This is a genomic window from Pseudoalteromonas caenipelagi, assembly GCF_013140855.1.
GTDB classification, from domain to species: domain Bacteria; phylum Pseudomonadota; class Gammaproteobacteria; order Enterobacterales; family Alteromonadaceae; genus Pseudoalteromonas; species Pseudoalteromonas caenipelagi.
In genome coordinates this window covers 1-23,710 of the sequence record NZ_JABBPG010000014.1, presented here as the reverse complement: position 1 = coordinate 23,710, position 23,710 = coordinate 1, and the positions used below count along the sequence as shown (strand labels likewise).

Genomic DNA, 23,710 nt, shown 5'->3' with positions numbered 1-23,710 from the left:
GGCCACTAAAGGTTAATCATGACACAACAACATACTTTACGTATCGCCACCAGAAAAAGTGCTTTGGCATTATGGCAAGCTGAATTTGTAAAAGCGCAATTGGAGCATTTCCACCCCGAGCTAACCGTTGAGCTAGTGCCTATGTCTACCCAAGGGGATATCATTTTAGATACGCCTTTAGCTAAAATTGGTGGTAAAGGACTGTTTGTTAAAGAGCTTGAGCAAGCTATGTTGGATGGACGTGCTGATATTGCTGTACATTCGATGAAAGATGTTCCCGTCGAGTTTCCTGAGGGTCTTGAACTGTATACGATTTGTGAGCGTGAAGACCCGCGTGATGCATTTGTGTCAAATAGCTATAAAGCACTGGATGAGTTACCTCAAGGTGCAGTAGTTGGCACTTCGAGTTTACGCCGTCAGTGTCAAATTAAAGCGCTGCGCCCAGATTTAGACATCCGTGATTTACGAGGTAATGTCAATACTCGCTTAGCTAAGCTAGATAATGGTGATTATGATGCCATTATTCTTGCTGCAGCTGGCTTAATCAGGCTTGAGATGCCAGAGCGTATTGCAAGCTTTATTACGCCAGAGCAATCGCTACCAGCTAACGGCCAGGGTGCGGTTGGCATTGAATGTCGCAGTGATGATGAAGTGACAAAACGTTTATTGGCGCCACTTGAGCATCAACATACACGCATTCGAGTGCTCGCGGAACGCGCAATGAATCGCCGTCTTGAGGGGGGCTGTCAAGTACCCATTGGCGCTTATGCTGAAGTGACTGCAGATCAAGTTACTTTGCGCGGTCTAGTGGGCGCACTTGATGGTAGCCAAATTTTACGCGCACAAGTAACGGGTCCAAGCGAACAGGCTGAGCAGCTTGGTGTTGAACTTGCTGAGCAACTGTTGGCACAAGGGGCTGATAAAATCCTCGCTGAGGTTTATAAAGATAGTCAATGATGCGTATTGCGATCACTCGTCCTGAAGGAAAAGGATTAGAACTGGCAAAATTGCTGAGCCAGCAAGGTATTTTCAATGTGCATACACCTGTACTGCGCATTGAACCTTGTCAGTTATCCTCTAGCCAGTTGGCGCCAATTCAAGATGCTGACATTATTGTCTTTATCTCGCAAGACTCGGTAAAGCAATTGGCTGAACAAGTCGACGCATTGCCTTGCACGGCGCAGCTTTTTGCTGTGGGTGAGCAAACCGCAAACGTTGTACAGGGCTGTTTTTCACGCAAGGCGATAGCACCCAAACAGCAAGACTCCGAAGGTTTATTGGCTTTAGCACCACTTCAGCAACTAGACTCTAAACAAGTTGTGCTAGTTAAAGGTCATGGTGGACGCACTTTACTTGCCAAGACTTTTAAGCAACGTGGCGCCATTTTAAATGTCTGTGCGGTCTATAAACGGGTGGCTCAACAAGACACATCCGATGGCTGGTTAGACCACTGGCGTAGTGAACAAATTGACGGTATAGTCGTCACGAGTAATGCAACACTTGATGCGATATTTAATGCTCAACGAGACGAGCATTTAGACTGGCTCAGAAGTAGACATTTTTTTGTTGTCAGTGAGCGTAGTGGACACTATTTACAAAACACCTATGGGGTGGAACCACAGCGTATCAGTATTGCTAATGGGCCAGATGATCTGGCCATATTTAACAGCATAATGCCTAACCAACAGCAGCAAGGTAGCCAAATGAGTGAGCAAGAAACACAATCTGGACCTGTCACATCGAATATTGAGACGCCCCTAAATCAACCCGTGTTCAAACAAAAAGTCAGCAAACTTGCGGTGTTAGCATTATTGGTCGCGGTTACTGGTGGTGTGGCTACTGCAGGGCTCATCATACATGGCCAGCAGATCAGTGATAAAACTTATGCGGCGTTGGCGCAATTACAAAAAGACAATGCGCAATTGAGTGAACAGCTCAAACAAACAACATCACAACTGGCATTGATGCAAAATAGCTTGCAGCAGCAAAACCAAGAGCTTGAAGAGCGTCTAGCAGTGCAATCACAAACGGTTGACGCACAACTTAGTGCGGCGTTATCTCAGGCCAAGCAACAGATCAGTGGAGCATTAAGCAGTGAAGTGATGTACTTGCAGCGTATGGCGGAGTTTAAGGCCAATGCAGATCAAGACTATCAAGGTGCATCAGCGGTATTAAAACGACTTTACGATGTTGTACAAAACGAAAACGATAACACCGCTTTATTGAGTGCCATAGCGACGGATATTGCTGCATTGCAGGCTCAACCAAAGCCTGCTGTAGAGGCGCTTTATTTACAGTTGCATGGAATGTTGCAGCAAGTTGATAATTTGGCTTTGAAGACCTTGCAACTACCCGATCCGAAAGAGCAAAACGATGAGTCATTGTCTCGTGATATTGGTGACTTTGAAAGTAACTTGAAGAAAACATGGCACAAATTAGTGGATGATTTTATTAAAGTACGAACACGTGAAGTTGCTGTCATAGACCCTTTACTCGATGCGGAACAACAACAATTGTTGCGTGCGCAACTTAGAAGCCATCTCTCACAAGCCCAAACAGCGCTCATGGATAAGCAGGCAAGTATTTTCTTCAGCTCGTTAGCATCAGCACAACACACTATTGAGCAGTTTTATGATACTCACAATAGTGCTGTTAAGGCGCTTCAGGACCAATTGACAGAGTTGCAAGCTATGCCACTTCAATTTAACACACAAGTGAAGTTGCAATCGACCGAGGCTGTTAAGGAGTGGCTAAAATGATAAAAGCGCTGATGGTGATAGCCCTCGTTACCGTAGCCATGGCTACAGGGCATTTACTAATTGATGAAAAGGGGTATGTGCTTATCGCCTTTAACGATACGACCATTGAAGGGACTATCGTTGCTTTTGTTATCTTGCTGCTACTGATGGTATTAACAGGGTGGATGTTGCTAAAGCTGATACTTGTTGTGTGGCGATTATACCGCTCAACCACAGGTCACTTCAGCAACAAGAAACGTCTTCAATCTGAGCAAGCACTTACCGACTCAATTTGGGGCGTACTTAACGACGATGCCCACATGATCAAAAGTGCATTTACAAAAAACGATGCGCCTACGCAGTGGCAAGACCAACAACACGCATTGCTTGCTAAGGCAGCATTGCAATCGGGCGAGCAAGCGCAGGCTTTACAGCATTTACAAGCCATGTCAGATGAATCGCAGGCACAAGTACCTAAGCTGTGGCTTAACGCGAATCAATCAGAGCAAGCATTAGCCTTATTGTCGCAACCAATGCAGCAGAAAAAGCCTAATGCGGCGGCTGTGAGTAGTTATTTAGAAGGGTTATTGCATGAACAGCAGCTAGCAGATGTAGTTGCTACGTTATCAAGTAAATATAAGCAACTTGATTTAGCGACAATGCAGTGGCAAGGCTTTTTTAAACGCTTTTTTGATTGTGCAAAACAGCAGGCAAGCGACTATTTTTCTCAATTGCCAAAAGCAGTGCAGGCCTATGCTCAGCTTGCTTATTTGCAGAGCATGGCAAGTCACGGGTACTTAGATAATGTCCATGACATGCTTATTAAGCTGCTTAAAAAAGGTCAATTTAGTCAACTGGCTCAGGTACTCGCTTATGCAAAGGGTGCAGACATAAAACTAACGCAAGCTATTCAAACGCAGTTGAAAAAGCAGCCAGAACATAGCGAATTGTTATTTTGTTTAGCCTGTATGGCCAATGCTGAAGGGGATTTTGAATTGGCGGCAAAAATATTTGCCAGTTTGCCCGAGCAAGATTGGCAGCGGTATTGGATTGAGCCTGCACTGTATAGTTTTGAGCAAACAGGGCAGTTTCAAAGGGCGTACCAGTTGGCCCGCCACCAATGGTAAAAATGTAACGCCAGCAATTTGCTGGCTTTTTTGTACTTGAATAAGAAATCGGCAATACTAAAATTGGACATGTGTCCTTGATCTTTATTGATGGGGGCGTATGATCCCAAAAATTTTATCTGCAGCTGAGTGACCTATGATCAATAAAACTTTACCTTTACTTGATTTACACCGCCATCTTGATGGCAATGTGCGTGCGAGTACGATTTTAGAGCTTGGCCAACAATTTAACCTTGCGCTACCCGCTCAGGATTTAGAAGGGTTGCGAGAGCATGTGCAGGTGATAGATAACGCCCCCGATCTGATGGCGTTTTTGGCTAAACTAGATTGGGGCGTAAAAGTACTGGGTGATTACGATGCCTGTCGTCGTATTGCGATGGAAAATGTTGCCGATGCTGTGGCACAAAACATCGATTATACCGAGCTGCGGTTTAGCCCTTATTACATGGCGCAAACTCACAACTTGCATCCTCAAGGGGTCACCGAAGCGGTGATCGATGGTGTTAAAGCCGCGTCTCAGGACCAAGATATTAAAGTCAATCTGATTGGTATTATGTCGCGCACATTTGGTGTTGAAAAGTGCCAGTATGAGTTAGATGCATTGTTGGCTTGCAAAGACAGTTTAGTTGCTGTTGATTTGGCTGGTGATGAAATCGGTTATCCAGGCGAGTTATTTGTAGGGCATTTTAAGCAAGTACGAGATGCCTATTTAGGGGTCACGATCCACGCCGGTGAAGCGCGCGACGCGCAGAGTATTTGGCAAGCAATTAATGAATTGGGTGCGACACGTATTGGTCATGGTGTTAAGGCGATAGAAGACCCTAAGCTAATGGATTTTTTACGTGATAACCATATCGGTATAGAGTCGTGTTTAACCAGCAACCTTTTGACCAGTACCGTGAATGACATACAAGCACATCCATTAAAGCAATTCTTGGCACATGGCATCTTAGCGTGTATTAATACCGATGACCCAGCGGTGCAGGGGATTGAATTAGATTACGAATATCGAGTTGCCGCACCAAAAGCGGGACTAACGCAATCAGATATGGAACTTGCACAACGAAATGCGATAGACATTGCATTCTTAAGTGACAGTGACAAGCAAGCCTTGCGCGCAAAGTATTGATTAAGTATTGATAAAAAACGCGCCCATTGGCGCGTTTTTTATCAGCTCAGTTTAAGGTTACTTAATAAACGCGAAAGCATCTGCGTACATGTGCTCGCGCTCAGCACCATGATTGATAAAGTCATCACGGACCACGCCTATCATGTCAAAACGGCCTGCCATATAAATACTATACGGTTCTAGTGATACGATATCTTTCATAACGGCTTGATGTACATACCCCGTATGTCCTTGCCATGTTGCAGAGGCATTTTCAACAACAGGAATAAACTGAAAATTCTTACGGCTGGCAGCCCACGCTTCCATCTCTTGCTTAGCATATAAAGCGGACTCTTCTTTTACGCCCCAATACAGTAGCACAGGCTGAGTAAACTCGATTTCTGCAAGGTGATCGGCCATAGATTTAATGTAAGAAAACCCGGTGCCGCCAGCAAGTAGTATGATAGGACGTTGGTTATCAACACGTAGCTGTGAGATACCTAATCCTACCTCAAGTACAACACTTTGCTTATTCGTGTGTGCTTGTTGAAGGTGTTCAAGCGCTTGCATTGCATAAGAGTCCGCGCCAGAGGCGCCAATGTGTAATTCAAGCTCGTGGTGCATTGATGGACGACTGGCGATTGAAAAGGCGCGCTTGTCTTTTTCACCTAATACTAGCTGTAGATACTGTCCTGCTTCAAATGACACGGCAGTATCGGGTTTAAGCGTTACTTTGTGAACAAATTCTGTAAGTGGGCTGATAGTTACCACTTCAGCGTTAACTAATTGCATATTTTACCTTTCGCACGGGGGCTAACAATATAAAAGTTTGTATAAAGTGTCGGCACTTTATCACAGCGCCTTTTGATATCCTATTGCTAGGTCTTAATTCCAAGGCTATCCCAAATTTCATCAACACGCTGCTTTGTGGTCTCATCCATGACAATTGGTTCACCCCATTCTCTGTCGGTTTCGCCAGGCCACTTGTTCGTTGCATCGAGTCCCATTTTTGAACCTAGACCTGATACTGGCGAAGCAAAATCTAAATAATCTATTGGGGTATTGTCGATAAGCGTGGTGTCTCTCGAAGGGTCCATGCGTGTTGTAATAGCCCAAATGACATCATTCCAATCTCTGGCATTTACGTCATCATCACAGACAATGACAAACTTAGTGTACATAAATTGTCTGAGGAAAGACCAAACTCCCATCATGACTCGCTTAGCATGACCTGGATATTGCTTCTTCATAGTCACGACAGCCATACGGTATGAACATCCTTCAGGCGGTAAGTAAAAATCAACTATTTCAGGAAATTGTTTTTGCAAAATCGGCACAAACACTTCGTTTAATGCCACGCCAAGAATAGCGGGTTCATCCGGTGGGCGGCCAGTGTAAGTGCTATGGTAAATAGGGTCTTTGCGATGGGTGATATGAGTGATAGTCATGACCGGAAAATCATCGACTTCATTGTAGTAACCTGTATGGTCACCATAAGGGCCTTCAGGTGCCAACTCGCCAGGCATGATATACCCTTCGAGTATTATTTCTGCGTTGGCAGGCACTTGCAAATCGTTAGATATCGACTTAACAACTTCTGTTTTTGCGCCACGTAACAGCCCTGCGAAAGCATATTCACTGAGCGTATCAGGCACAGGTGTTACGGCACCTAGAATGGTAGCAGGATCGGCTCCCAGTGCCACCGATACTGGGTACGGCTCGCCTGGATGTTCTTTACACCACTCTTGAAAATCTAATGCGCCACCACGATGGGATAACCAGCGCATAATAATCTTATTCTTCCCCAGTAGTTGCTGGCGGTAGATACCTAAATTTTGCCTAGTTTTGTATGGGCCACGAGTTACCGTTAGGCCCCATGTGATCAAAGGGGCGGCATCGCCAGGCCAACAATGCTGAATAGGAAGCTTAGTTAAGTCAACATCGTCACCACTGAGTACAACTTGCTGGCAGGGTGCCTTGCGTACTTCTTTTGCTGGCATGTTGAGGACTTGCTTGTATGCCGGTAGTTGCCCTAGCGCCTCTCTAATACCTTTTGGGGGTTCTGGCTCTTTTAAAAAGGCCAGTAATTTACCCACTTCGCGCAAAGCGCTAACATCTTCTTGACCCATACCCATAGCAACACGTTTTGGGGTGCCAAACAAGTTTGCTAAAACTGGGATATCAAATCCGATAGGATTTTCAAACAACAAAGCTGGACCGCCAGCTCTTAGTGTTCTATCGGCTATTTCCGTCATTTCTAATTTGGTTGAAATGGGCTGAGAGATACGCACTAATTCGCCTTGTTCTTCAAGGCGTGTTATAAAATCTCGCAAGTCTTTATATTTCATTTGATTACTAGGCATCTGAGTTTGTGACCAAGTATAACAAGATGACTTTGAAATGGCAGTAATCTGCGCTTTATTTGATGTTGTGCAATACTTAGGGCTTTGAAGTATTTTAAAAGGAAGCGCTTTGCTCTATAGTCGGTCTCAAGCCTTTATTTTTCTGGTGGCTCGATTGAAGATAATAAAAACAATAGCTCTGTGTTTCTCTTTTTTTTGTAGCAACTTAGCTGCACTGTCTAATCACGATCCCGTCTTTTTGCAACATAGCGCGGTGATGATGATCATCAATCCCGAATCAGGAGACATTATTGCGGCCAATGACGCGGCGGCAAAGTTTTATGGGTATGCTGTTGATGAACTTCAGGGAATGCGCATTCAAGACATTAATCAGCTTAGTGATGAGCAAGTTGCACAAGAGCGTGCTCAGGCACTTGCTGAGGGCCGTAACTACTTTATTTTTAGACATCAACTTGCAGATGGTACATTGCGCACTGTCAGTGTGTATTCGGCTCCTTTTACCGATCAAAAAGGGCAATCTCAGCTGTTATCGGTGATCCACGACATCAGTGCCCAGCGTGAGCTACAAGATGCGCTTTGGTACTATCAAAATAATTTGGAAGAGCAAGTATCCGAGCAGACAAAAGAAATTCAGCAAATGAACAGTATGCGGATACTGTTGCTGGCGGCGATCATTGTCATATTGCTGATATCAACAATTGTGCTTGTGGTACTTTTGGTCCGTTTGCGCAGCGCGAAGCAACGTTCTGAGGCTCAAGGGGCTAGGCTTACAGCAATTTTTGATAGTATTATTGATTTGCTGGTGTTCACCGATAAGCAAGGCACCATTTTATCGGCTAATCAACGCGTTCAAGATGTGTTTGGTGTTACCCATGATTTGCTTAATCAGCCCATAGAAGCACTTTTGAAGAGCTGTCCTTGTACAAAACAGAGTACGTGTTATCAAGTGCATTGTGAGATCAACATTGCAAACCATAATAGCGTGTTTAGCGTTACCAAAAATCCAGTGTTAGATTCGTTAAAACAACATGTTGGATATGTGTATGTGTTGCAGGATATTACTGAACGTTTGGCACAAGAAAAAAGTCAGCGCCTAGCAAGTACAGTGTTTGATACAACCAGTGAAGGGGTATTGGTTTCTGATAGAGGCAATCGTATTCAGATGGTAAATAGGGCTTTTACGGAGATCACAGGGTTTTGCGCTGATGAAGTAATAGGCCAGTCACCAGCGATGTTTAATTCAGGTCACCATGGTAGTGCCTACTTCAGCAAGTTGTATCAAACGCTCAATGAACGAGGTCACTGGGAAGGTGAAATTTGGAACCGTCGTAAAAGTGGCGATGTATATCCAAGTTGGTTGCAAGTATCTGCAGTGTTTGACAACGAAGGTGAAATTGAAATGTATGTTGCCTTATTTAACGACATTACGTCGCGTAAACATCATGAGCAAATGATGTGGCAGCAGGCTAATTTTGACACCTTAACTGGCTTGGCGAATCGTCACCACTATCATGAAAAGTTTGATCAAGCTTTAGACAATGCCAAGGCACAACAAACCCGTTTGGCTATCTGCTTTATTGACTTAGACCGTTTCAAGGCAATTAACGACACGCTGGGACATCATATTGGCGATTTACTCTTAATTGAAGCGGCTCAGCGCATTCAAGATTGTACCAGAAGCTCAGATACGGTCGCGCGTTTAGGGGGAGATGAGTTTGCAATTTTGCTAACAGACATCAAAAGCATCAGAGATGTTGAGGGAATCGCCAATAAAATTTTGCATCAGTTGAGCAGTCAATTTGTGCTTGAAGGGCATGAAGCATTTGTCTCAGGCAGCATAGGGATCACTTTTTACCCTGATGATGGCGATGACAGAAAAGTATTGTTGAGAAATGCCGACAGTGCCATGTATAAAGCCAAAGAGCATGGTAGAAATTGCTTTCAATTTTATACCAGTGCCATGCACGAAAATGCTAAAGCACGTAGCCAACTTGAAGGGGCGCTGCATAAATCCCTTATCAATAAAGAACTATATGTTGTTTATCAGCCCATTCATGATACCCAAGGACAGCGCCTTGGCTGCGAGGCTTTACTGCGCTGGCGAAGTGAGACGCTGGGAGAGGTATCTCCTGTAGAGTTTATTCCAGTCAGTGAAGAGCTTGGATTGATTTTAGCAATGGGTGAGTGGGTGCTTTATCAAGCGTGCTCTCAAGCTAAAAGTTGGTATGACAAAGCCTGCAAACCTTTCTTTATGACCGTTAATGTATCAAGTACACAGTTTAAGCGACAAGATGTCTCTGTACTGGTCGCAAAGGTACTGCGAGAAACGGGCTTACCAGCCAATTGTTTAACTCTAGAAATTACCGAAAATGTATTGGCTGATAATTCAGGTCATATTTTGCGACAACTAGACTCACTGCGAGAAATGGGCGTTGAGCTGGCGATTGATGACTTTGGCACCGGGTACTCATCTTTGAGTTACTTAAAGCGTTTTCCACTATCTAAGTTAAAAATTGATAAAGAGTTTATTCGTGACCTCCCCGCTGATGCAGAAGACCGAGCTCTGGTCGCTGCGATTATTTCGATGGCAGCTAATTTAAATCTTAAAGTGGTCGCTGAAGGGGTCGAAACTGCTGAGCAGCTTGGTCTGTTAAAGCAGTTACACTGTGACTTTACGCAAGGCTTCTACCATAGTCGACCTTTGGGGGCCGAAGATTTTGAAGCATATCTGATGCACTTTAATGAATCTCATTAGTGCATAGTGCCCGTTGTTGTATACACAGATCTTTGTGCAGCTGTTTTGCTTGGCTATGTCCTTGTACAGCTGCTTGTTCTAGCCAATAAATCGCTTGCTGTAAGTCTTTTTCTCCGCCTTGTCCGTGCTCTAACATACCAGCCAAATTATATTGTCCCCAACTATCACCTTGCTCAGCCGCTTGTAAAAAGCTTTCTCGCGCAGCTTGATATTCACCTTTTTGGAAAAGCGTTATACCTTCGTTGTTGTAATGGTTAAGCACCACCTTTGTGCGGATGCTGGCATTGATAGCTTTGGGCATAGCGCGTCTTTTTACGATTCCACCTAGTACATAAATATCTTCGGGGCGATATACCGTATCAATGGCTTGCGCCTCAAAATATGACAGAAGTTCGCTACGTTTTAGGGTCAGTGTTTGCTTTCTAAAATAGCTATCTAGCATCAGAGAATCAAGAGATATCGCACGTTCTGCGCCGCGCCTTTTACGGTAAGTAAAGCTACCTTGCTGCAGCTCAACATGCTCACCTGTGACATTTAGCACCTGTGCGACTCGATACTGTGCTTGGTATTTGCGCTGGGTTTGGAAGTGTCCCATATTGATTATCCATACATCGTCCTTTTGTGGTTGCAGTAACACAGTTTGTTGCAGACGGTGTGATTGCTGATATGAGAGGGCTTGATGAATAACGGCTATAATGGTGAACAAGAGAATAAGTTGTACTTTGTATTTTACGATTACCAGCTCTAGCCAACCATGTATATTGAGTGTTAGCCGATGAATCATTGATAAGCTATTAAAGTACATACATTATTCCCTATGATATATGCTCTGATGAGTTCACACTTTAACAAGAGTTCGTGTAGATTGCTAACAGTAGTATATTTAGCGAAAATGAACGAAGGACGGGAATAGTAAAGCGGCCGCAAAACGGCGACCACTCGAAGGACTATTTAGCTTTACCAGTAAGCGTTGTCTTGGCGTTGGCTGCCATCATAGCAAATACGGCATACGCTGCAGTGTTTTGCTTGAGCTTATCAGGGGCAACTTTATCTAATGTATCGTCAGCTGTATGGTGATAGTCAAAGTAATCAGTACCATTTTGATGTAAAGCGAATATAGGCGCATCTGTGGCTTGACGAAGAGGGATAAGATCTGGTCCACCACGTGCACTGTTCGCACGAATATATTCTATGCCTAGCGGTGCTAGCTGTTGTGCAATCGCTCTTACAATTGGTAAAGATGTGGCCGATACACTCGACTCAAAGCCATATACAAGGTCTGCGCCAAAATCTGATTCTGCTGCCGCAACGATGTTATCTAGCTTATCGGCATGTTGTTTGAAATACGCTTTTGCACCCCACAGTCCTAGCTCCTCTGCGGCAAAAAGTACAACTCGAATAGAGCGTTTTGGGCGCGCGACTTGTTTGATGTGGGTTGCAGCAGCCATGGTCAGTGCAACGCCTGCTCCATCATCTAACGCTCCTGTGCCTAAATCCCAAGAATCAAGGTGTCCGCCAATTAGTACATAGTGTTCAGGATACTCGGAGCCTGTTATCTCACCAATAACGTTGTAACTAGTTCCTTCTCCTAAGTCTTCGGTTTGTAGGTTGATGTTAACTGAGACTGCATGCCCTGCTTTTATTAGACGCTCTAATTGATCTGCATCTGGGTTAGCGATAGCGGTGTTAGGGATTTTGCTCACCCCTTCTTGATAGCGGCTGTTACCTGTATGTGCAAAGCGATGATGACTGGTACTGACCGAACGCATCATATATGCGATTGCGCCCTTTTTGGCAGCCTCCACAGCGCCGGAGCTGCGAGCGCGTACTGCAGGACCGTAACCGTTTCCGTCAATGTGCCTGTTCATGCGATAGTTTACAAACGCAATTTTGTTTTCTAAGCTTTTTTTGGGCGCGGCAATGAGTTCGTCTAGAGTTTCAAACATCACTACCGCAGCAGTGATACCATCAGTAGGTGTACTCACACTATTGCCAAGAGCCGTTAGGTGTAAAGGCTGTGTGGAAGGACTGACGATAGCGCCTGATTCGCGATATCTGCGCCAATGAGGGAAAGTCGCAGGCTCTAGCCAAACCTTATCAAAACCAAGCTGTTCAAACTGCTGTTTCGCCCATGCAACAGCCTTTTTATCATTTTCACTACCCGGTAAACGTGGCCCAACTTCAGAGGTTAAAGACTCGAGCAGTTGCCAACTTAGGTCACTATTGAGGGCTTGTTCTCTTACTTGCTTTACTTGTTCAAGTTGTGTTGAAGTGAATTCTTGTGCCTGTACCGTGCCTATTAGTGGCACTATCGCACATAGCGTTGTCAGCAGTTTTTTCATTGTATCCTTGGGGTGTGAATATGAAAACAGGCGGTCATTGTCGCATCAATGACTCGGGTGGCAAACCTTATGGGACTAAATACTCAATCTCTGCGATATTCGCACAGTGAGATTTCTGCTAGAATCGGCTTCAATCTAATTCATTGAGAATAACATATGAATACAGCCGCATTTAATACCTTACCTTTAGCAGCAGAGCTGTTAGAAACGTTGACAGATTTAGGCTTTAAAAGCATGACGCCCATCCAAGCACAAAGCCTGCCTGTGGTTTTGTCGGGAAAAGATGTCATTGCACAGGCAAAAACGGGTTCCGGTAAAACAGTGGCTTTTAGTTTAGGTGTGTTATCTCGTCTAAATGTGAATCGCTATCGAGTACAAGGGCTTGTGTTGTGTCCGACAAGAGAGTTGGCTGAGCAAGTGGCGACTGAAATGCGTAAACTTGCTCGTGGCATTCATAATATCAAAATTTTAACATTATGCGGGGGAGTGCCTATTGGACCTCAAATTGGTTCTCTTGAGCATGGCGCACACATTATTGTTGGCACACCTGGACGTATAGAAGATCACCTTTTTAAAGGGACGTTAAATTTAACCGAAGTGACCAGCTTAGTGTTAGACGAAGCCGATCAGATGCTTGATATGGGCTTTGCTGATGCCTTAGACAATATTGTGTCGTATTTACCCAAACAGCGTCAGACATTGTTATTCAGTGCAACGTATCAAAAGCGTATTGAAGCGATTGCTGAGCGTGTGATGCAAAATCCACATATGGTTAAAGTTGAAGACCAAACGGTGAATACCAGCATCAAACAACTCTTCTTTAAGTTAGATAATAACAAGTTACGTTTTAACACGTTGCGCTTACTGTTGTTACAGTACAAGCCGCAAAGCTGTGTGGTATTTTGTAATACCAAAGTAGAAACGCAAAAGGTGTGTGATGATCTCACTGCTGCTGGCTTCAATACCGTTGCTTTACATGGTGATTTGGAACAACGGGAGCGAGAACAAACCTTAATTCGCTTTGCCAACAAAAGCGCATCTATATTAGTTGCAACAGATGTTGCTGCGCGAGGGCTGGACATCGATGATATGGATATGGTGATAAATTATCACTTAGCACATGACTCACAAACTCATGTACACCGAGTTGGGCGGACAGGGCGAGGTGGTAAAAAAGGCTTGGCGTGCTCGATTTATGGTGAAAGTGAAGCGTTTAAAGTCGCTCAAATTGGCGATGTATATGACCGCGATTTTGAACCTACGCCAGTGCCATCACACAATTTATTAGATAAACCACCTTACAAACCAGATATGGTGACATTACAAATTGATGGCGGTAAAAAGCAAAAAGTACGTCCTGGCGATATTGTTGGTAGTTTGACTGGAGAACAAGGTATTGCGTTTGCACAAATAGGAAAAATAAATGTGCTTGATAACAGCGCCTATGTTGCAGTCGCGCGTGATGCTGCTAAACCAGCATTTCGCAAATTAAGTGAAGGAAAACTTAAGGGCAGAAAGTTTCGCGTACGCCGCGTGAGTTAACAGTATTTAAATGGGCTTTAAGCAATTCATATTCATCTTTGAGTTGCTTAAAGCGCTCTGTACTCCCGCTTTCTTTGTCTGGGTGATGTGCTACAGCATATTGGCGCCAACACTTCTTTAAATTTTGATGGTCATAGGGATAGGGCAATGCCCATCGCAGACACAAGTCTTTAATACGCTCATTTGAAGCGTTTTTCATTACTTTGTATTTGCCTAACTGTTGCCAAAAGTCATCTAATAATTCGATGATCTCTTGCTCCGAAGTTTCGTAATTACGCCAGTCTAAATAGTAATCTCGCAAGGCTTCTTTGTCTGCCAGTGTATTTTCTTTCAGCTCAAAAAGCTCAATATGCATGCTACTAATGTGCAAATAATATCCATCATCGAACAACTCCTGCTGAAGCTGGTACAGCGCATTCATGATTAGAAAGTTTTTTTTAAATAAATCTTTATAGGGGTCTTTGTCTAATTTTGGTAAAACTTCATTGATATCCACAGAGCGGCTTATAGTATGCACCTTGTGTATCTGTTGATCTGAGATAACGAGGAAAATGGCATCGATAAGCGGATTGAGCATTGTTCGACCATGTTAGTTAGTGTATCTTCAGCATAGCATTATTTTTATTTAATATGGTGATTACAAGGATGTTACAAGGAGTGTTTTATCGCATCGTGATATACGCAATATTGATATTCAATATTGGAATAGTGTGTTCACAACCTTCTTCACCTCCTACATTAGCCTCTCAGATCTCACAATTAGCCGAATTAGACGATTGGCATAATATCTCAGTTAGAGGACATCAATTACTCTCTCACCCCGATATTAGTCCTGAGTTGCGTTTTGAACTGTTAAAGTCATTAGCGAGAGAGGCATTTAAGCGTGATAATTTTGCTGCGACAGAGCGTTACTTAAAGGAAATTGAAGCCGAACATGAAGCGGAGCCTTTCAGTGAAAGCTATTATTTTGCAACCAAGCTTTTGGCAATTAACGCATTTCATCAGAGTCGCTATACCGTTGCGATAGAGCTTTATCTCAAGGCGCTCAATATCGCGATTAAGCGTAAGCAGCCATTAGAACAAGCGCATATGCATAATAATCTAGGCCTTGCTTATGTTGAAACGAATGAACTGAGCAGGGCCACTTCGCATTATGGTGAAGCGCAAAAGATTTATCAAAAGCACGGTAATTTACAGGATGAAGCTGATATAATGCTCAATTTATCAGCGCTTTACATTCGTCAGTATCAATTTGACACTGCACAAGAAATGCTCGATATCGCGATCAATTACTTTAAGCAGCTGAATGATGACTATGGCATTGCATTGGCCAATACATACTTAGGTGAATTGTACAGCAAAAAAGGTTTAAACCTCTCCGCTCGACATTATTATCAAGCTGCTATTGAGTATTATGAAGCTGAAAATAATACCGATCAATTGATAGCCCAATATGCTTACCTTGCCAATGTAAGTATTGCACAAGGAAACTTTGAGCAGGCGCAAAGAGAAGCTAACTTTTCCCTTTATTATGCAGAAAAAATAAACAGTAAATCAGGTCGAATGCTCGGGCTATTTCCACTGGCAAAAACATTATTTGCTAAAGGTGACATTGAGACAGCATTAAACATGATCGAAGAGTCGTTGCAGTTGTCTACGCAATTTGGTAGTCGATATTTAGAACGAGAAGAGTTGGCAACATTGGCTCTGATCCAAGCCAGTGCCGGTAAGCATGAAGATGCGCTCATTAATTTTACTCGTTATAAAAATAAGCAGTCAGAGTATTTGAACGAAAATGTACTGACCAAAATGGTCGAATATCAAAATCGTATAGAAGCTGTAGAACTCAATCGGGAAATCACTGAACTAAAACAAAACCAAGCTTTGCAGGCGCTGCAGATAGATAAACGAGAGCAAGTTATTTGGTTAAGTGCCATGGTTGTTTTATCGTTGCTTATTGCCGTGGTTAGCCTTTACTACAAACAAGCTGAGAAGAATGCGAAGGTAGAATTACGCGAAAAGGTTGCGGAACGAACTATAGAATTACAGCGGGTTGCTGATGAGTTACGTAAAGCCAATCAGGTAAAAAACCAGTTTTTAGCCAATATTAGTCATGAGATCCGTACGCCTTTAACTTCTATCATAGGTCAAGCAGAAGCCATGCTTAATGATCATGCCAGTAATCCTGAATTGAAGGTTTCATTAGGCGTTATCCAGCGTCAAGGAGAGCATCTAAAAGCGTTGGTAAGTGATGTTTTAGATCTTAGCCGCATAGAAGCACAGCGCCTTGAGCTTGAGTACACGGAGTTTTCCGCCAAGAGTCTGCTTGATGATATTAGCGACATGTTTTACAACGCGTGTAAGGTCAAAGGCCTTGATTTCAGTGTCAAAGGCGACTTTGATGATTCCATTATGGTCAGGCTTGATTACATGCGTTTGAAGCAAGTACTGATTAACCTGCTTGGAAATGCCGTTAAATTTACTGAGCAGGGCAAAGTGGGGTTACATGTTAGCTGCCACAGCTCTGGTCTTGTGTTTAAAGTATTCGACACAGGTATTGGCATGAGTCAAGAGCAGCTGGGACGGGTATTTGAAAGCTTTCAACAGGGAGATAATAGCATTACTCGTCGATTTGGTGGGTCGGGCTTGGGGTTGTGCTTGTCTCAACAGCTTACAGAAATGATGGATGGCAGTATTAGTGTAAACAGCCAACTGCATAAAGGGAGTGAATTCATCGTGTTTATCCCTTGTTCACCAGAGCATAGCGAGCTTCCCAGCAGCGAAGAGCAACCACAAGCTGTCCATTGGGAATATGGTAAAGTGTTAGTCGCTGAAGATCATGATGATAACCGAGCACTATTTCAACGAGTCTTAGAGCAATTGGGGTTGCAAGTTCTGGCGGCAAAAAATGGTGAAGAAGCTGTGGAAATGTGCTTGAGAGAGTACCCTGATATTGTGCTTATGGATATTCAGATGCCAAAAATGGATGGTGTGGAGGCTTTGAATTTGCTGCATTTGTCTGGGTTTGATCAGCCTGTGTATGCACTAACAGCAAATGTGATGGAACATGAAATAAAGGCGTATTTAAAATCTGGTTTTACGGGACATTTGGGTAAGCCTCTGGATAGGAAAATGCTGATAAAGGTACTTCAGCGACATCTATCTAAAGTCTCTGAGGCGCCGGTTATGCAATTGGATATGAGTGATCTTGCATTGAGCTTTGTGGCGACGCTTGCGAGTGAACGTGCGTCGATTATAGAGTTTTGGCAAGCACAAGAGTGGTGCTATTTACAACGGGCTTGTCATCGCCTATCAGGTGCGGCCAGTACTTTCAATTTTGTTTCTTTGGCAAATACGGCACGTCAGCTAGAAAATATGTTAAAAACCCAAGAATACAAGCAAGCTGAAAATTTGTATTTAATACTTTGCGATGAGTTGCAATATACCTGTTTATCAGAACAGCTCGACGTCGGATGAATCTGTCCCAGAGTTATTCATATTGTTGCTACTCGTTTTCGCTGATTCCTCCTTTGGCATATCGCGTTGTGAGATGTCAATAGGTGGGCAATCAACAGTGAATAAAGACAACTTTTCATGAATCGTGCCAGCAAGGTTGAGTAAGTCACTACTCGAAACCGCTTGAATTTTTGAGTTAGATAATGCGTCTGAGTTTAGTTCTACCATTGACTCTATACTTGACTGCGCTTCATCGTAGACTGCTTTTTGTTGTGTTACCTGAGCATGAATGTTCTGTGACATGCTATTGACGTTGATCATAGCCTGCTCAATCTGGTCTACCTCTTTGGTCGACGCTTCAGAGAGAGATACCGTCTGTTCTGTTTGTGTTAGTGCCTCTTGCATTAAGTTATGGGCACTGTCTGTACCGAGTTGTATTTTTGCAACCATATCTCGGACTTGCTGTGTTGACTGACTTGTTCTAGCTGCAAGACTGCGTACTTCATCTGCAACCACAGCAAAGCCTCTCCCTTGCTCTCCGGCTCTAGCTGCTTCAATAGCCGCATTCAGGGCGAGAAGGTTGGTTTGCTCTGCAATAGAGTTAATGACATCTATTACTGAGCTTATTGCATCACTGTCGGCTTTAAGCGTACCTATTTGCTTGCTGGTCTGTTCTATATTATCAACTAAACCTAAAAGACTTTGCTGACTTTTATCCGTATCCTTACGCGTTTTCTTTACTGCATGTGTGGCTTCGTCGACAGAGTGATAAATTTTATCTAAGTTTTCATCTAATTCTCTCGAGACTTCTAATATCCGATTAATTGAAGCGGCAAGATCTTGTCCATGAGAGTGTTGAATCGAGGCTTTTTGCGTCATAGATGCATAGGTATCTCTTAAATTATCGGCCATTGGGTAAAGCCTTGCTGAAGAGGCAAGTATTTCACCTATCATATGTTCGATCGTTGTTAGACTGGCATTAACTGCAAAGCATTCTCTCGGTAAGCTGTTATCGCTTTCATCAAACCTAAATGTTAAATCAACATTATTTTCTTTTACGAGTGCAAGTACGAGTTTCTCTAAATACTTTTTATCATTGGCTTTTCGGCTTTGGTAGTAAATAAAGCAAAGCGCTGATATTGATGAAACCGCGACGAGTGCCAAAATGGTCGTTAAATGCAATGAGAATAATAAGCTTACCCCTAAAATCAAAAGAGCATTGCCTGTTACGAACAGCACGTTAGCAGGAGTATCATTCATTCTTTGATAGGTCCTTTTTAGGTGGGTAAAAGACCTATTAAGATATAGTCGATAAAGTTGGAAATGGTCAAATATTGGCATTAAAAAAGCCTGTAAAAACAGGCTTTTTTAATTATGACATAGGAGGTTACTTACGACGCATTAAATCAAAGAATTCGTCGTTAGTTTTACTCATTGATAACTTGTCGATTAAGAATTCCATCGCATCGATTTCAGACATGTCATGGACTATTTTTCGCAAGATCCACATTTTTTGTAGCTCATCGGCTTTAGTCAGTAGCTCTTCGCGACGTGTACCTGAGCGATTGAAGTCAATTGCAGGGAAGACGCGCTTTTCTGCGATCTTACGGTTAAGGTGCAGCTCCATATTACCGGTACCTTTAAACTCTTCATAGATGACCTCATCCATCTTAGAGCCTGTATCGATAAGTGCAGTGGCGATAATTGTCAGGCTTCCGCCTTCTTCGACATTACGTGCTGCTCCAAAGAAACGTTTTGGTTTGTGTAGAGCGTTAGCGTCAACACCACCGGTTAATACTTTACCCGATGAAGGGATCACCGTGTTGTAAGCTCGTGCTAAACGTGTAATAGAGTCAAGTAGTATGACAACATCTTTTTTGTGCTCAACTAAACGTTTCGCTTTTTCGATTACCATTTCTGCAACTTGCACATGGCGGTTAGCTGGCTCATCGAACGTTGATGCGATTACTTCGCCTTTTACAAGGCGTTGCATTTCAGTAACCTCTTCTGGGCGCTCGTCAATTAACAGCACCATCAGTGTGGCATCTGGGTTGTTATAGGTAATTGACTGTGCAATGTTTTGCAAAAGCATCGTTTTACCAGCTTTAGGCGGCGCAACGATAAGAGCACGTTGTCCTTTACCGATTGGTGAGGCTAAATCTAATACTCGAGCCGTGATATCTTCTGTACTGCCGTTACCTCTTTCCATTACAAAACGTTCATTTGCATGGATAGGTGTGAGGTTTTCAAACAATATCTTGGTACGAGAGTTTTCAGGCTTGTCGTAATTTACCTCGTTGACTTTTAGTAAGGCAAAATAACGCTCACCATCTTTTGGCGGACGGATAAGGCCGCTGATGGTATCACCTGTGCGCATACTAAAGCGTCGAATTTGGCTTGGTGATACGTAAATATCATCAGGGCCTGCTAAGTAAGATGCTTCTGAAGAGCGTAAAAAGCCAAAGCCATCTTGTAAAATCTCTAAAACACCGCCGCCATAAATGTTTTCGCCACTTTTGGCGTGGGCTTTTAAAATGGCAAAAATAATGTCTTGTTTTCTTAGACGGGCCACGTTTTCGAGTCCCATTGACTCGGCTAGTTTTACAAGTTCATTGATTGACTTGTCTTTAAGTTCGCGTAAATGCATATTGGTGGGTTCTTTATTTCACTTGTCATTCTCGTTAATACGAGAGAGGTTGATTTGGTAAAGCTATAGGTTTGTGGTGATATAAATTAGCAGCTAGGCCGATGGGCGTCCAGTCTTTATACAAATTTTGTGTGAAAAATCTTAATTAAGCTGGAAATCTTGCTAGGAAGCACCTGCTTTTGAGCTAAAAGCAGGTGCTTCCAGAGCACGTAAATTAAGCGTTGCTCTCTAAAAACTCAACTAATTGAGTTTTAGATAGTGCGCCCACTTTAGTTGCAACAACAGCACCATCTTTAAATAGTAAAAGCGTTGGAATACCACGAATACCAAATTTAGGTGGTGTGCCAGCGTTTTGATCAATGTTTAATTTACCGATAGTTACTTTATCAGCAAACTCTTCAGCTACTTCGTTCAGAATAGGGGCAATCATTTTACAAGGACCGCACCACTCAGCCCAGAAATCTACTAGTACTGGTTTATCTGATTTAAGTACATCTGCTTCAAAGCTATCATCGGTAAGTTGAATTATTTTGTCGCTCATTGCGCTCTCCATTAGAATTTGGCGAATTATTTAATGCGTATTTAAACACTCTTGTTTCTTATTGCAAGTTTAAACGTTATGCTTTATTGCTATGACTAAGACACATTTGACCAATAAAAAATTTTCTGACTTTGCTTTAGCACCGGAAGTGGTCGCCGGATTAACTGAGAATGGCTTCGAATATTGTACGCCAATTCAAGCAAAGTGTTTACCTTTTGTTGTTGAAGGCCGCGACATTGCGGGCCAAGCTCAAACGGGTACGGGTAAAACATTGGCTTTTTTAACAGCCACTTGCCACCGTTTATTGCAAACAGAAGGTGTTACCAGAAAGCACCCAAGGGCACTGATCATGGCTCCCACGAGGGAGTTAGCGATTCAGATACATAAAGATGCAAAAGTTCTTGCGCCACAGTGTAATTTAAAACTAGGTTTAGTATATGGTGGCGAAGATTACGAAAAACAACGCACGCAATTGGAAAATGGCGTAGATATTTTAATTGGTACTACCGGGCGTTTGATCGATTTCTATAAACAAGGGGCGTACAGCCTAAATGAAATCGAAGTTGTTGTGTTAGACGAAGCTGATCGTATGTTCGATCTTGGCTTTATAAAAGATATACGTTATTTGTTTAATCGTATGCCTGATACATCGGAGCGTTTGAATTTACTCTTTTCTGCGACATTATCTTATCGCGTACAGGAATTAGCATTTGAACATATGACTAACCCTGAGCATGTTCAGATAGAGCCAGATGTAAAAACGGGCAAAAGAATTCAAGAAGAATTATTTCATCCGTCTCACGATGACAAAATTCCGTTATTATTAACACTAATAGAAGAAGAATGGCCTGATAAAGCAATTATTTTTGCGAACACGAAGCAAAGTTGTGAAAACGTCTATGCGTGGCTAAAAGCTGATGGCCATCGAGTGGGGTTGCTCACTGGTGATGTAAATCAGAAAAAGAGGCAGAGTATATTAGCTCAGTTCACTAAAGGTGAGGTTGACTTTTTGGTGGCTACAGACGTTGCTGCTCGGGGATTACACATCCCTGAAGTAAGTCATGTATTTAACTTTGATTTGCCTGATGACTGTGAAGATTATGTGCACAGAATTGGACGAACGGCTCGAGCCGGTGCATCAGGTCACGCAATTAGTTTTGCTTGTGAGCAGTATGCTTACAACTTGCATGAAATTGAATCTTATATAGAGCATGCAATTCCATTATCACATTATGACAAATCTGCATTGCTTGATGATTTGACCAAGCCTAATATACAAAGAAAAAGGAACTACTCATCTGGACCACGAAACCGTAACAACGGACGTCGCCAAGGTAGTTACCAAAAGCAACGCTCTAATTGATTTAGGGCGATCACATTGGTAGATGTTTCTAGAGGTTTATAAATAGTGGTGCAAAAAACTCCTCAAAGTGATGTATTTGCGGTTATTGATTTAGGTTCCAATAGCTTCCATATGCTTATTGCACGTCATGTCGCAGGTGGTGTTCATACCATAGGAAGGGTTAAGCGAAAAGTCCGTTTGGCTGCAGGTTTGGACAAGCACAGCATATTGTCTATAGAAGCGATGCAAAGAGGTTGGGAATGCTTGGCGCTATTTGCCGAACGGCTACAAGACATTCCTAAACAAAATATTAGTATCGTTGCCACTGCAACACTTCGTTTGGCTAAAAATGCCGATGAGTTTAAAACTCGAGCCGAGTTGATTTTGCAAAATAAAATCAATGTAATTAGCGGCGAACTCGAAGCGAAGACAATTTACAAAGGGGTTGCTCATACGTCAGCGTGTCAAGGACGCCAGTTGGTTATTGATATCGGTGGTGCTAGTACTGAGGTCGTGATCGGCAAAGGGTTTGATGCGTTACTGTATAACAGCCTTAATATGGGGTGTGTTACTTATCTGGAACAGTTTTTTAGTGATGGTAATTTAAGTAAGGAAAACTTTGCGAATGCTATCCAAGCTGCTGAGTCAGTTATTAAACCGATTCAAAAAGATTTCATCACCATGGGATGGGAGCTCGCGATAGGTGCATCAGGCACTGTACAAGCGATTCAAGAAATTCTTAGCGCAAACGGCCAAAGTGATATGCTTACTTTAGATAAGCTCAATGAAATACAAATACAGGCAATTGCTTGTAAAACGATCAAGCAGCTTAATTTGCCAGGATTAAGTGAAGAACGTCGATTGGTATTTGTATCTGGGCTTGCTATCTTGGTTGCGCTATTCAAATCTTTACAGATACAGCAAATGGGGCTAGCCGGTGGAGCGCTGCGAGAAGGGGTGCTTTATAGCATGATCCCTGAGTTACATAATTCTGATATTTGCAAGCGTACTTTGAATAGTTTTATGGATAGATATCATGTAGATAAACAGCAAGCCAGTTATGTGGCGGAATTGAGTTTATCGTTGGTTAAACAACTATCTCAAAGTTGGCAACTTGATATTAGTCAGGCACAAAAAATTTTAGAGGCTGTAGCCTGTGTACATGAAATTGGTCTAATTGTTGACTATAAACTGTATCATAAACACAGTGCCTACATTCTAACTCATACGGGGATGCCGGGATATTCAAAAGCCGAAAAGCAGATAATTGTGGCATTAACAGCGTCTCATAGAGCAGACCTTGAAATTAAGTTGTTTAAATCCTTATGTGCTGAAGAATTGTATGCACAACGCTTAACTCGGATTATGCGGCTAGCTGTTATTTTATCAATGCGTCGACAAGATGATGTTGTGCCTCCTGTATTAATCTGGGTAGATAAAGATGATGTACTAACACTGAGTTTCGAATCTGATTGGCTTATGAAGCACCCGCTTATGCAAAGTGAGTTAGAACAAGAGGCTCAATACCAGTCTAGAGTTGGCTGGAATATACAAATAAAGCGCGATTAAGCGCTTTATTTGTATATTTAACTACTAAAACAAGCCTTTTCGCTCGAAAATTACGCGAACAACCTATTTTCATCACTTTTCTTCAAAAATTCTGCAAAAACCGCTTGCGCTTTTAATTCGCCGCCCTATAATGCGACCCCACTGACACGGAGCGCTACGCTGAATAAGCAAAGCAACAAC

At 42.8% G+C, this 23,710-nt stretch carries 17 protein-coding genes; 9 read left to right on the top strand and 8 right to left on the bottom strand.

Annotated features, from left to right (window positions below):
- Nucleotides 1-18 precede the first annotated feature (18 nt).
- From hemC to add, 4 genes are all read left to right on the top strand, one after another.
- Complete coding sequence (gene hemC / locus HG263_RS20960; protein ID WP_171628020.1) at nucleotides 19-957, top strand: hydroxymethylbilane synthase; 939 nt, start codon at nucleotides 19-21, stop codon at nucleotides 955-957.
- A complete protein-coding gene (locus HG263_RS20955) occupies nucleotides 954-2,759 on the top strand; it encodes a uroporphyrinogen-III C-methyltransferase (protein ID WP_171628019.1) in 1,806 nt (601 codons plus the stop codon). The genes hemC and HG263_RS20955 overlap by 4 nt, the downstream gene beginning before the upstream one ends.
- Complete coding sequence (locus tag HG263_RS20950) at nucleotides 2,756-3,865, top strand: heme biosynthesis HemY N-terminal domain-containing protein (RefSeq protein WP_171628018.1); 1,110 nt, start codon at nucleotides 2,756-2,758, stop codon at nucleotides 3,863-3,865. Before HG263_RS20955 ends, HG263_RS20950 begins: the two co-directional genes overlap by 4 nt.
- 136 nt (nucleotides 3,866-4,001) lie before the next feature.
- Nucleotides 4,002-4,994 carry an adenosine deaminase gene (add, locus tag HG263_RS20945; protein ID WP_171628017.1) on the top strand — a complete coding sequence of 331 codons (993 nt, stop codon included), beginning with the start codon at nucleotides 4,002-4,004 and terminating at the stop codon, nucleotides 4,992-4,994.
- Nucleotides 4,995-5,051: 57 nt separating this feature from the next.
- Here the strand turns inward: add and fre are convergent, their stop codons facing one another.
- Together fre and ubiD are read right to left on the bottom strand one after the other, a co-directional pair.
- Nucleotides 5,052-5,765 (bottom strand): NAD(P)H-flavin reductase, encoded by a 714-nt coding sequence (gene fre, locus HG263_RS20940; RefSeq protein ID WP_171628016.1) that lies wholly within the window; start codon nucleotides 5,763-5,765, stop codon nucleotides 5,052-5,054.
- An 86-nt stretch (nucleotides 5,766-5,851) separates the two neighbouring features.
- The gene (gene ubiD / locus HG263_RS20935; RefSeq protein ID WP_171628015.1) at nucleotides 5,852-7,321 is read right to left on the bottom strand and encodes a 4-hydroxy-3-polyprenylbenzoate decarboxylase; all 1,470 of its coding nucleotides are present in this window, start codon (nucleotides 7,319-7,321) and stop codon (nucleotides 5,852-5,854) included.
- A gap of 271 nt (nucleotides 7,322-7,592) precedes the next feature.
- Here ubiD and HG263_RS20930 point away from each other — a divergent pair, with 271 nt between their 5' ends.
- Nucleotides 7,593-10,091 (top strand): sensor domain-containing protein, encoded by a 2,499-nt coding sequence (locus HG263_RS20930; RefSeq protein ID WP_171628014.1) that lies wholly within the window; start codon nucleotides 7,593-7,595, stop codon nucleotides 10,089-10,091.
- On the opposite strand, the gene HG263_RS20925 is transcribed toward HG263_RS20930, so the two are convergent.
- Nucleotides 10,075-10,896, bottom strand: coding sequence for a tetratricopeptide repeat protein (locus HG263_RS20925; protein WP_171628013.1), 822 nt, complete (start codon nucleotides 10,894-10,896; stop codon nucleotides 10,075-10,077). The genes HG263_RS20930 and HG263_RS20925 overlap by 17 nt on opposite strands.
- A gap of 142 nt (nucleotides 10,897-11,038) precedes the next feature.
- Entirely contained in the window at nucleotides 11,039-12,433 is a 1,395-nt protein-coding gene (locus tag HG263_RS20920) for a M20/M25/M40 family metallo-hydrolase (RefSeq protein WP_171628012.1), read from the bottom strand.
- Nucleotides 12,434-12,589: 156 nt separating this feature from the next.
- Between HG263_RS20920 and dbpA the strand changes: the two genes are divergently transcribed.
- Nucleotides 12,590-13,975, top strand: a complete 1,386-nt coding sequence (dbpA, locus tag HG263_RS20915) for an ATP-dependent RNA helicase DbpA (RefSeq protein WP_171628011.1) — start codon at nucleotides 12,590-12,592, stop codon at nucleotides 13,973-13,975.
- On the opposite strand, the gene HG263_RS20910 is transcribed toward dbpA, so the two are convergent.
- Entirely contained in the window at nucleotides 13,938-14,552 is a 615-nt protein-coding gene (locus tag HG263_RS20910; protein WP_171628010.1) for a DNA-J related domain-containing protein, read from the bottom strand. The genes dbpA and HG263_RS20910 overlap by 38 nt on opposite strands.
- Nucleotides 14,553-14,620: 68 nt before the next feature.
- Between HG263_RS20910 and HG263_RS20905 the strand changes: the two genes are divergently transcribed.
- A complete protein-coding gene (locus HG263_RS20905; RefSeq protein ID WP_171628009.1) occupies nucleotides 14,621-17,452 on the top strand; it encodes an ATP-binding protein in 2,832 nt (943 codons plus the stop codon).
- On the opposite strand, the gene HG263_RS22620 is transcribed toward HG263_RS20905, so the two are convergent.
- From HG263_RS22620 to trxA, 3 genes are all read right to left on the bottom strand, one after another.
- Entirely contained in the window at nucleotides 17,429-18,691 is a 1,263-nt protein-coding gene (locus tag HG263_RS22620; RefSeq protein WP_281358334.1) for a methyl-accepting chemotaxis protein, read from the bottom strand. The two genes, HG263_RS20905 and HG263_RS22620, sit on opposite strands and share 24 nt — an antisense overlap.
- 127 nt (nucleotides 18,692-18,818) lie before the next feature.
- Complete coding sequence (rho, locus tag HG263_RS20895) at nucleotides 18,819-20,078, bottom strand: transcription termination factor Rho (RefSeq protein WP_171628007.1); 1,260 nt, start codon at nucleotides 20,076-20,078, stop codon at nucleotides 18,819-18,821.
- Between the two features lie 214 nt (nucleotides 20,079-20,292).
- Complete coding sequence (trxA, locus tag HG263_RS20890; RefSeq protein ID WP_171628006.1) at nucleotides 20,293-20,619, bottom strand: thioredoxin TrxA; 327 nt, start codon at nucleotides 20,617-20,619, stop codon at nucleotides 20,293-20,295.
- A gap of 91 nt (nucleotides 20,620-20,710) precedes the next feature.
- On the opposite strand from trxA, the gene rhlB reads away from it, so the two are divergent.
- Together rhlB and gppA are read left to right on the top strand one after the other, a co-directional pair.
- Complete coding sequence (rhlB, locus tag HG263_RS20885; RefSeq protein ID WP_171628005.1) at nucleotides 20,711-21,982, top strand: ATP-dependent RNA helicase RhlB; 1,272 nt, start codon at nucleotides 20,711-20,713, stop codon at nucleotides 21,980-21,982.
- Between the two features lie 45 nt (nucleotides 21,983-22,027).
- Nucleotides 22,028-23,530 carry a guanosine-5'-triphosphate,3'-diphosphate diphosphatase gene (gppA, locus tag HG263_RS20880; protein WP_171628004.1) on the top strand — a complete coding sequence of 501 codons (1,503 nt, stop codon included), beginning with the start codon at nucleotides 22,028-22,030 and terminating at the stop codon, nucleotides 23,528-23,530.
- Nucleotides 23,531-23,710 lie beyond the last annotated feature (180 nt).

What these genes read in the sequence shown, in the direction of transcription:
- HG263_RS20930 (WP_171628014.1), top strand. Translation starts at nt 7,593, where the DNA reads ATGATGATCATCAATCCCGAATCAGGAGACATTATTGCGGCCAATGAC.
- rho (WP_171628007.1), bottom strand. Translation starts at nt 20,078, where the DNA reads ATGCATTTACGCGAACTTAAAGACAAGTCAATCAATGAACTTGTAAAA.
- dbpA (WP_171628011.1), top strand. Translation starts at nt 12,590, where the DNA reads ATGAATACAGCCGCATTTAATACCTTACCTTTAGCAGCAGAGCTGTTA.
- HG263_RS22620 (WP_281358334.1), bottom strand. Translation starts at nt 18,691, where the DNA reads ATGAATGATACTCCTGCTAACGTGCTGTTCGTAACAGGCAATGCTCTT.
- HG263_RS20955 (WP_171628019.1), top strand. Translation starts at nt 954, where the DNA reads ATGATGCGTATTGCGATCACTCGTCCTGAAGGAAAAGGATTAGAACTG.
- hemC (WP_171628020.1), top strand. Translation starts at nt 19, where the DNA reads ATGACACAACAACATACTTTACGTATCGCCACCAGAAAAAGTGCTTTG.
- add (WP_171628017.1), top strand. Translation starts at nt 4,002, where the DNA reads ATGATCAATAAAACTTTACCTTTACTTGATTTACACCGCCATCTTGAT.
- rhlB (WP_171628005.1), top strand. Translation starts at nt 20,711, where the DNA reads ATGACTAAGACACATTTGACCAATAAAAAATTTTCTGACTTTGCTTTA.
- HG263_RS20910 (WP_171628010.1), bottom strand. Translation starts at nt 14,552, where the DNA reads ATGCTCAATCCGCTTATCGATGCCATTTTCCTCGTTATCTCAGATCAA.
- HG263_RS20905 (WP_171628009.1), top strand. Translation starts at nt 14,621, where the DNA reads ATGTTACAAGGAGTGTTTTATCGCATCGTGATATACGCAATATTGATA.
- HG263_RS20920 (WP_171628012.1), bottom strand. Translation starts at nt 12,433, where the DNA reads ATGAAAAAACTGCTGACAACGCTATGTGCGATAGTGCCACTAATAGGC.
- HG263_RS20950 (WP_171628018.1), top strand. Translation starts at nt 2,756, where the DNA reads ATGATAAAAGCGCTGATGGTGATAGCCCTCGTTACCGTAGCCATGGCT.
- trxA (WP_171628006.1), bottom strand. Translation starts at nt 20,619, where the DNA reads ATGAGCGACAAAATAATTCAACTTACCGATGATAGCTTTGAAGCAGAT.
- HG263_RS20925 (WP_171628013.1), bottom strand. Translation starts at nt 10,896, where the DNA reads ATGTACTTTAATAGCTTATCAATGATTCATCGGCTAACACTCAATATA.
- fre (WP_171628016.1), bottom strand. Translation starts at nt 5,765, where the DNA reads ATGCAATTAGTTAACGCTGAAGTGGTAACTATCAGCCCACTTACAGAA.
- ubiD (WP_171628015.1), bottom strand. Translation starts at nt 7,321, where the DNA reads ATGAAATATAAAGACTTGCGAGATTTTATAACACGCCTTGAAGAACAA.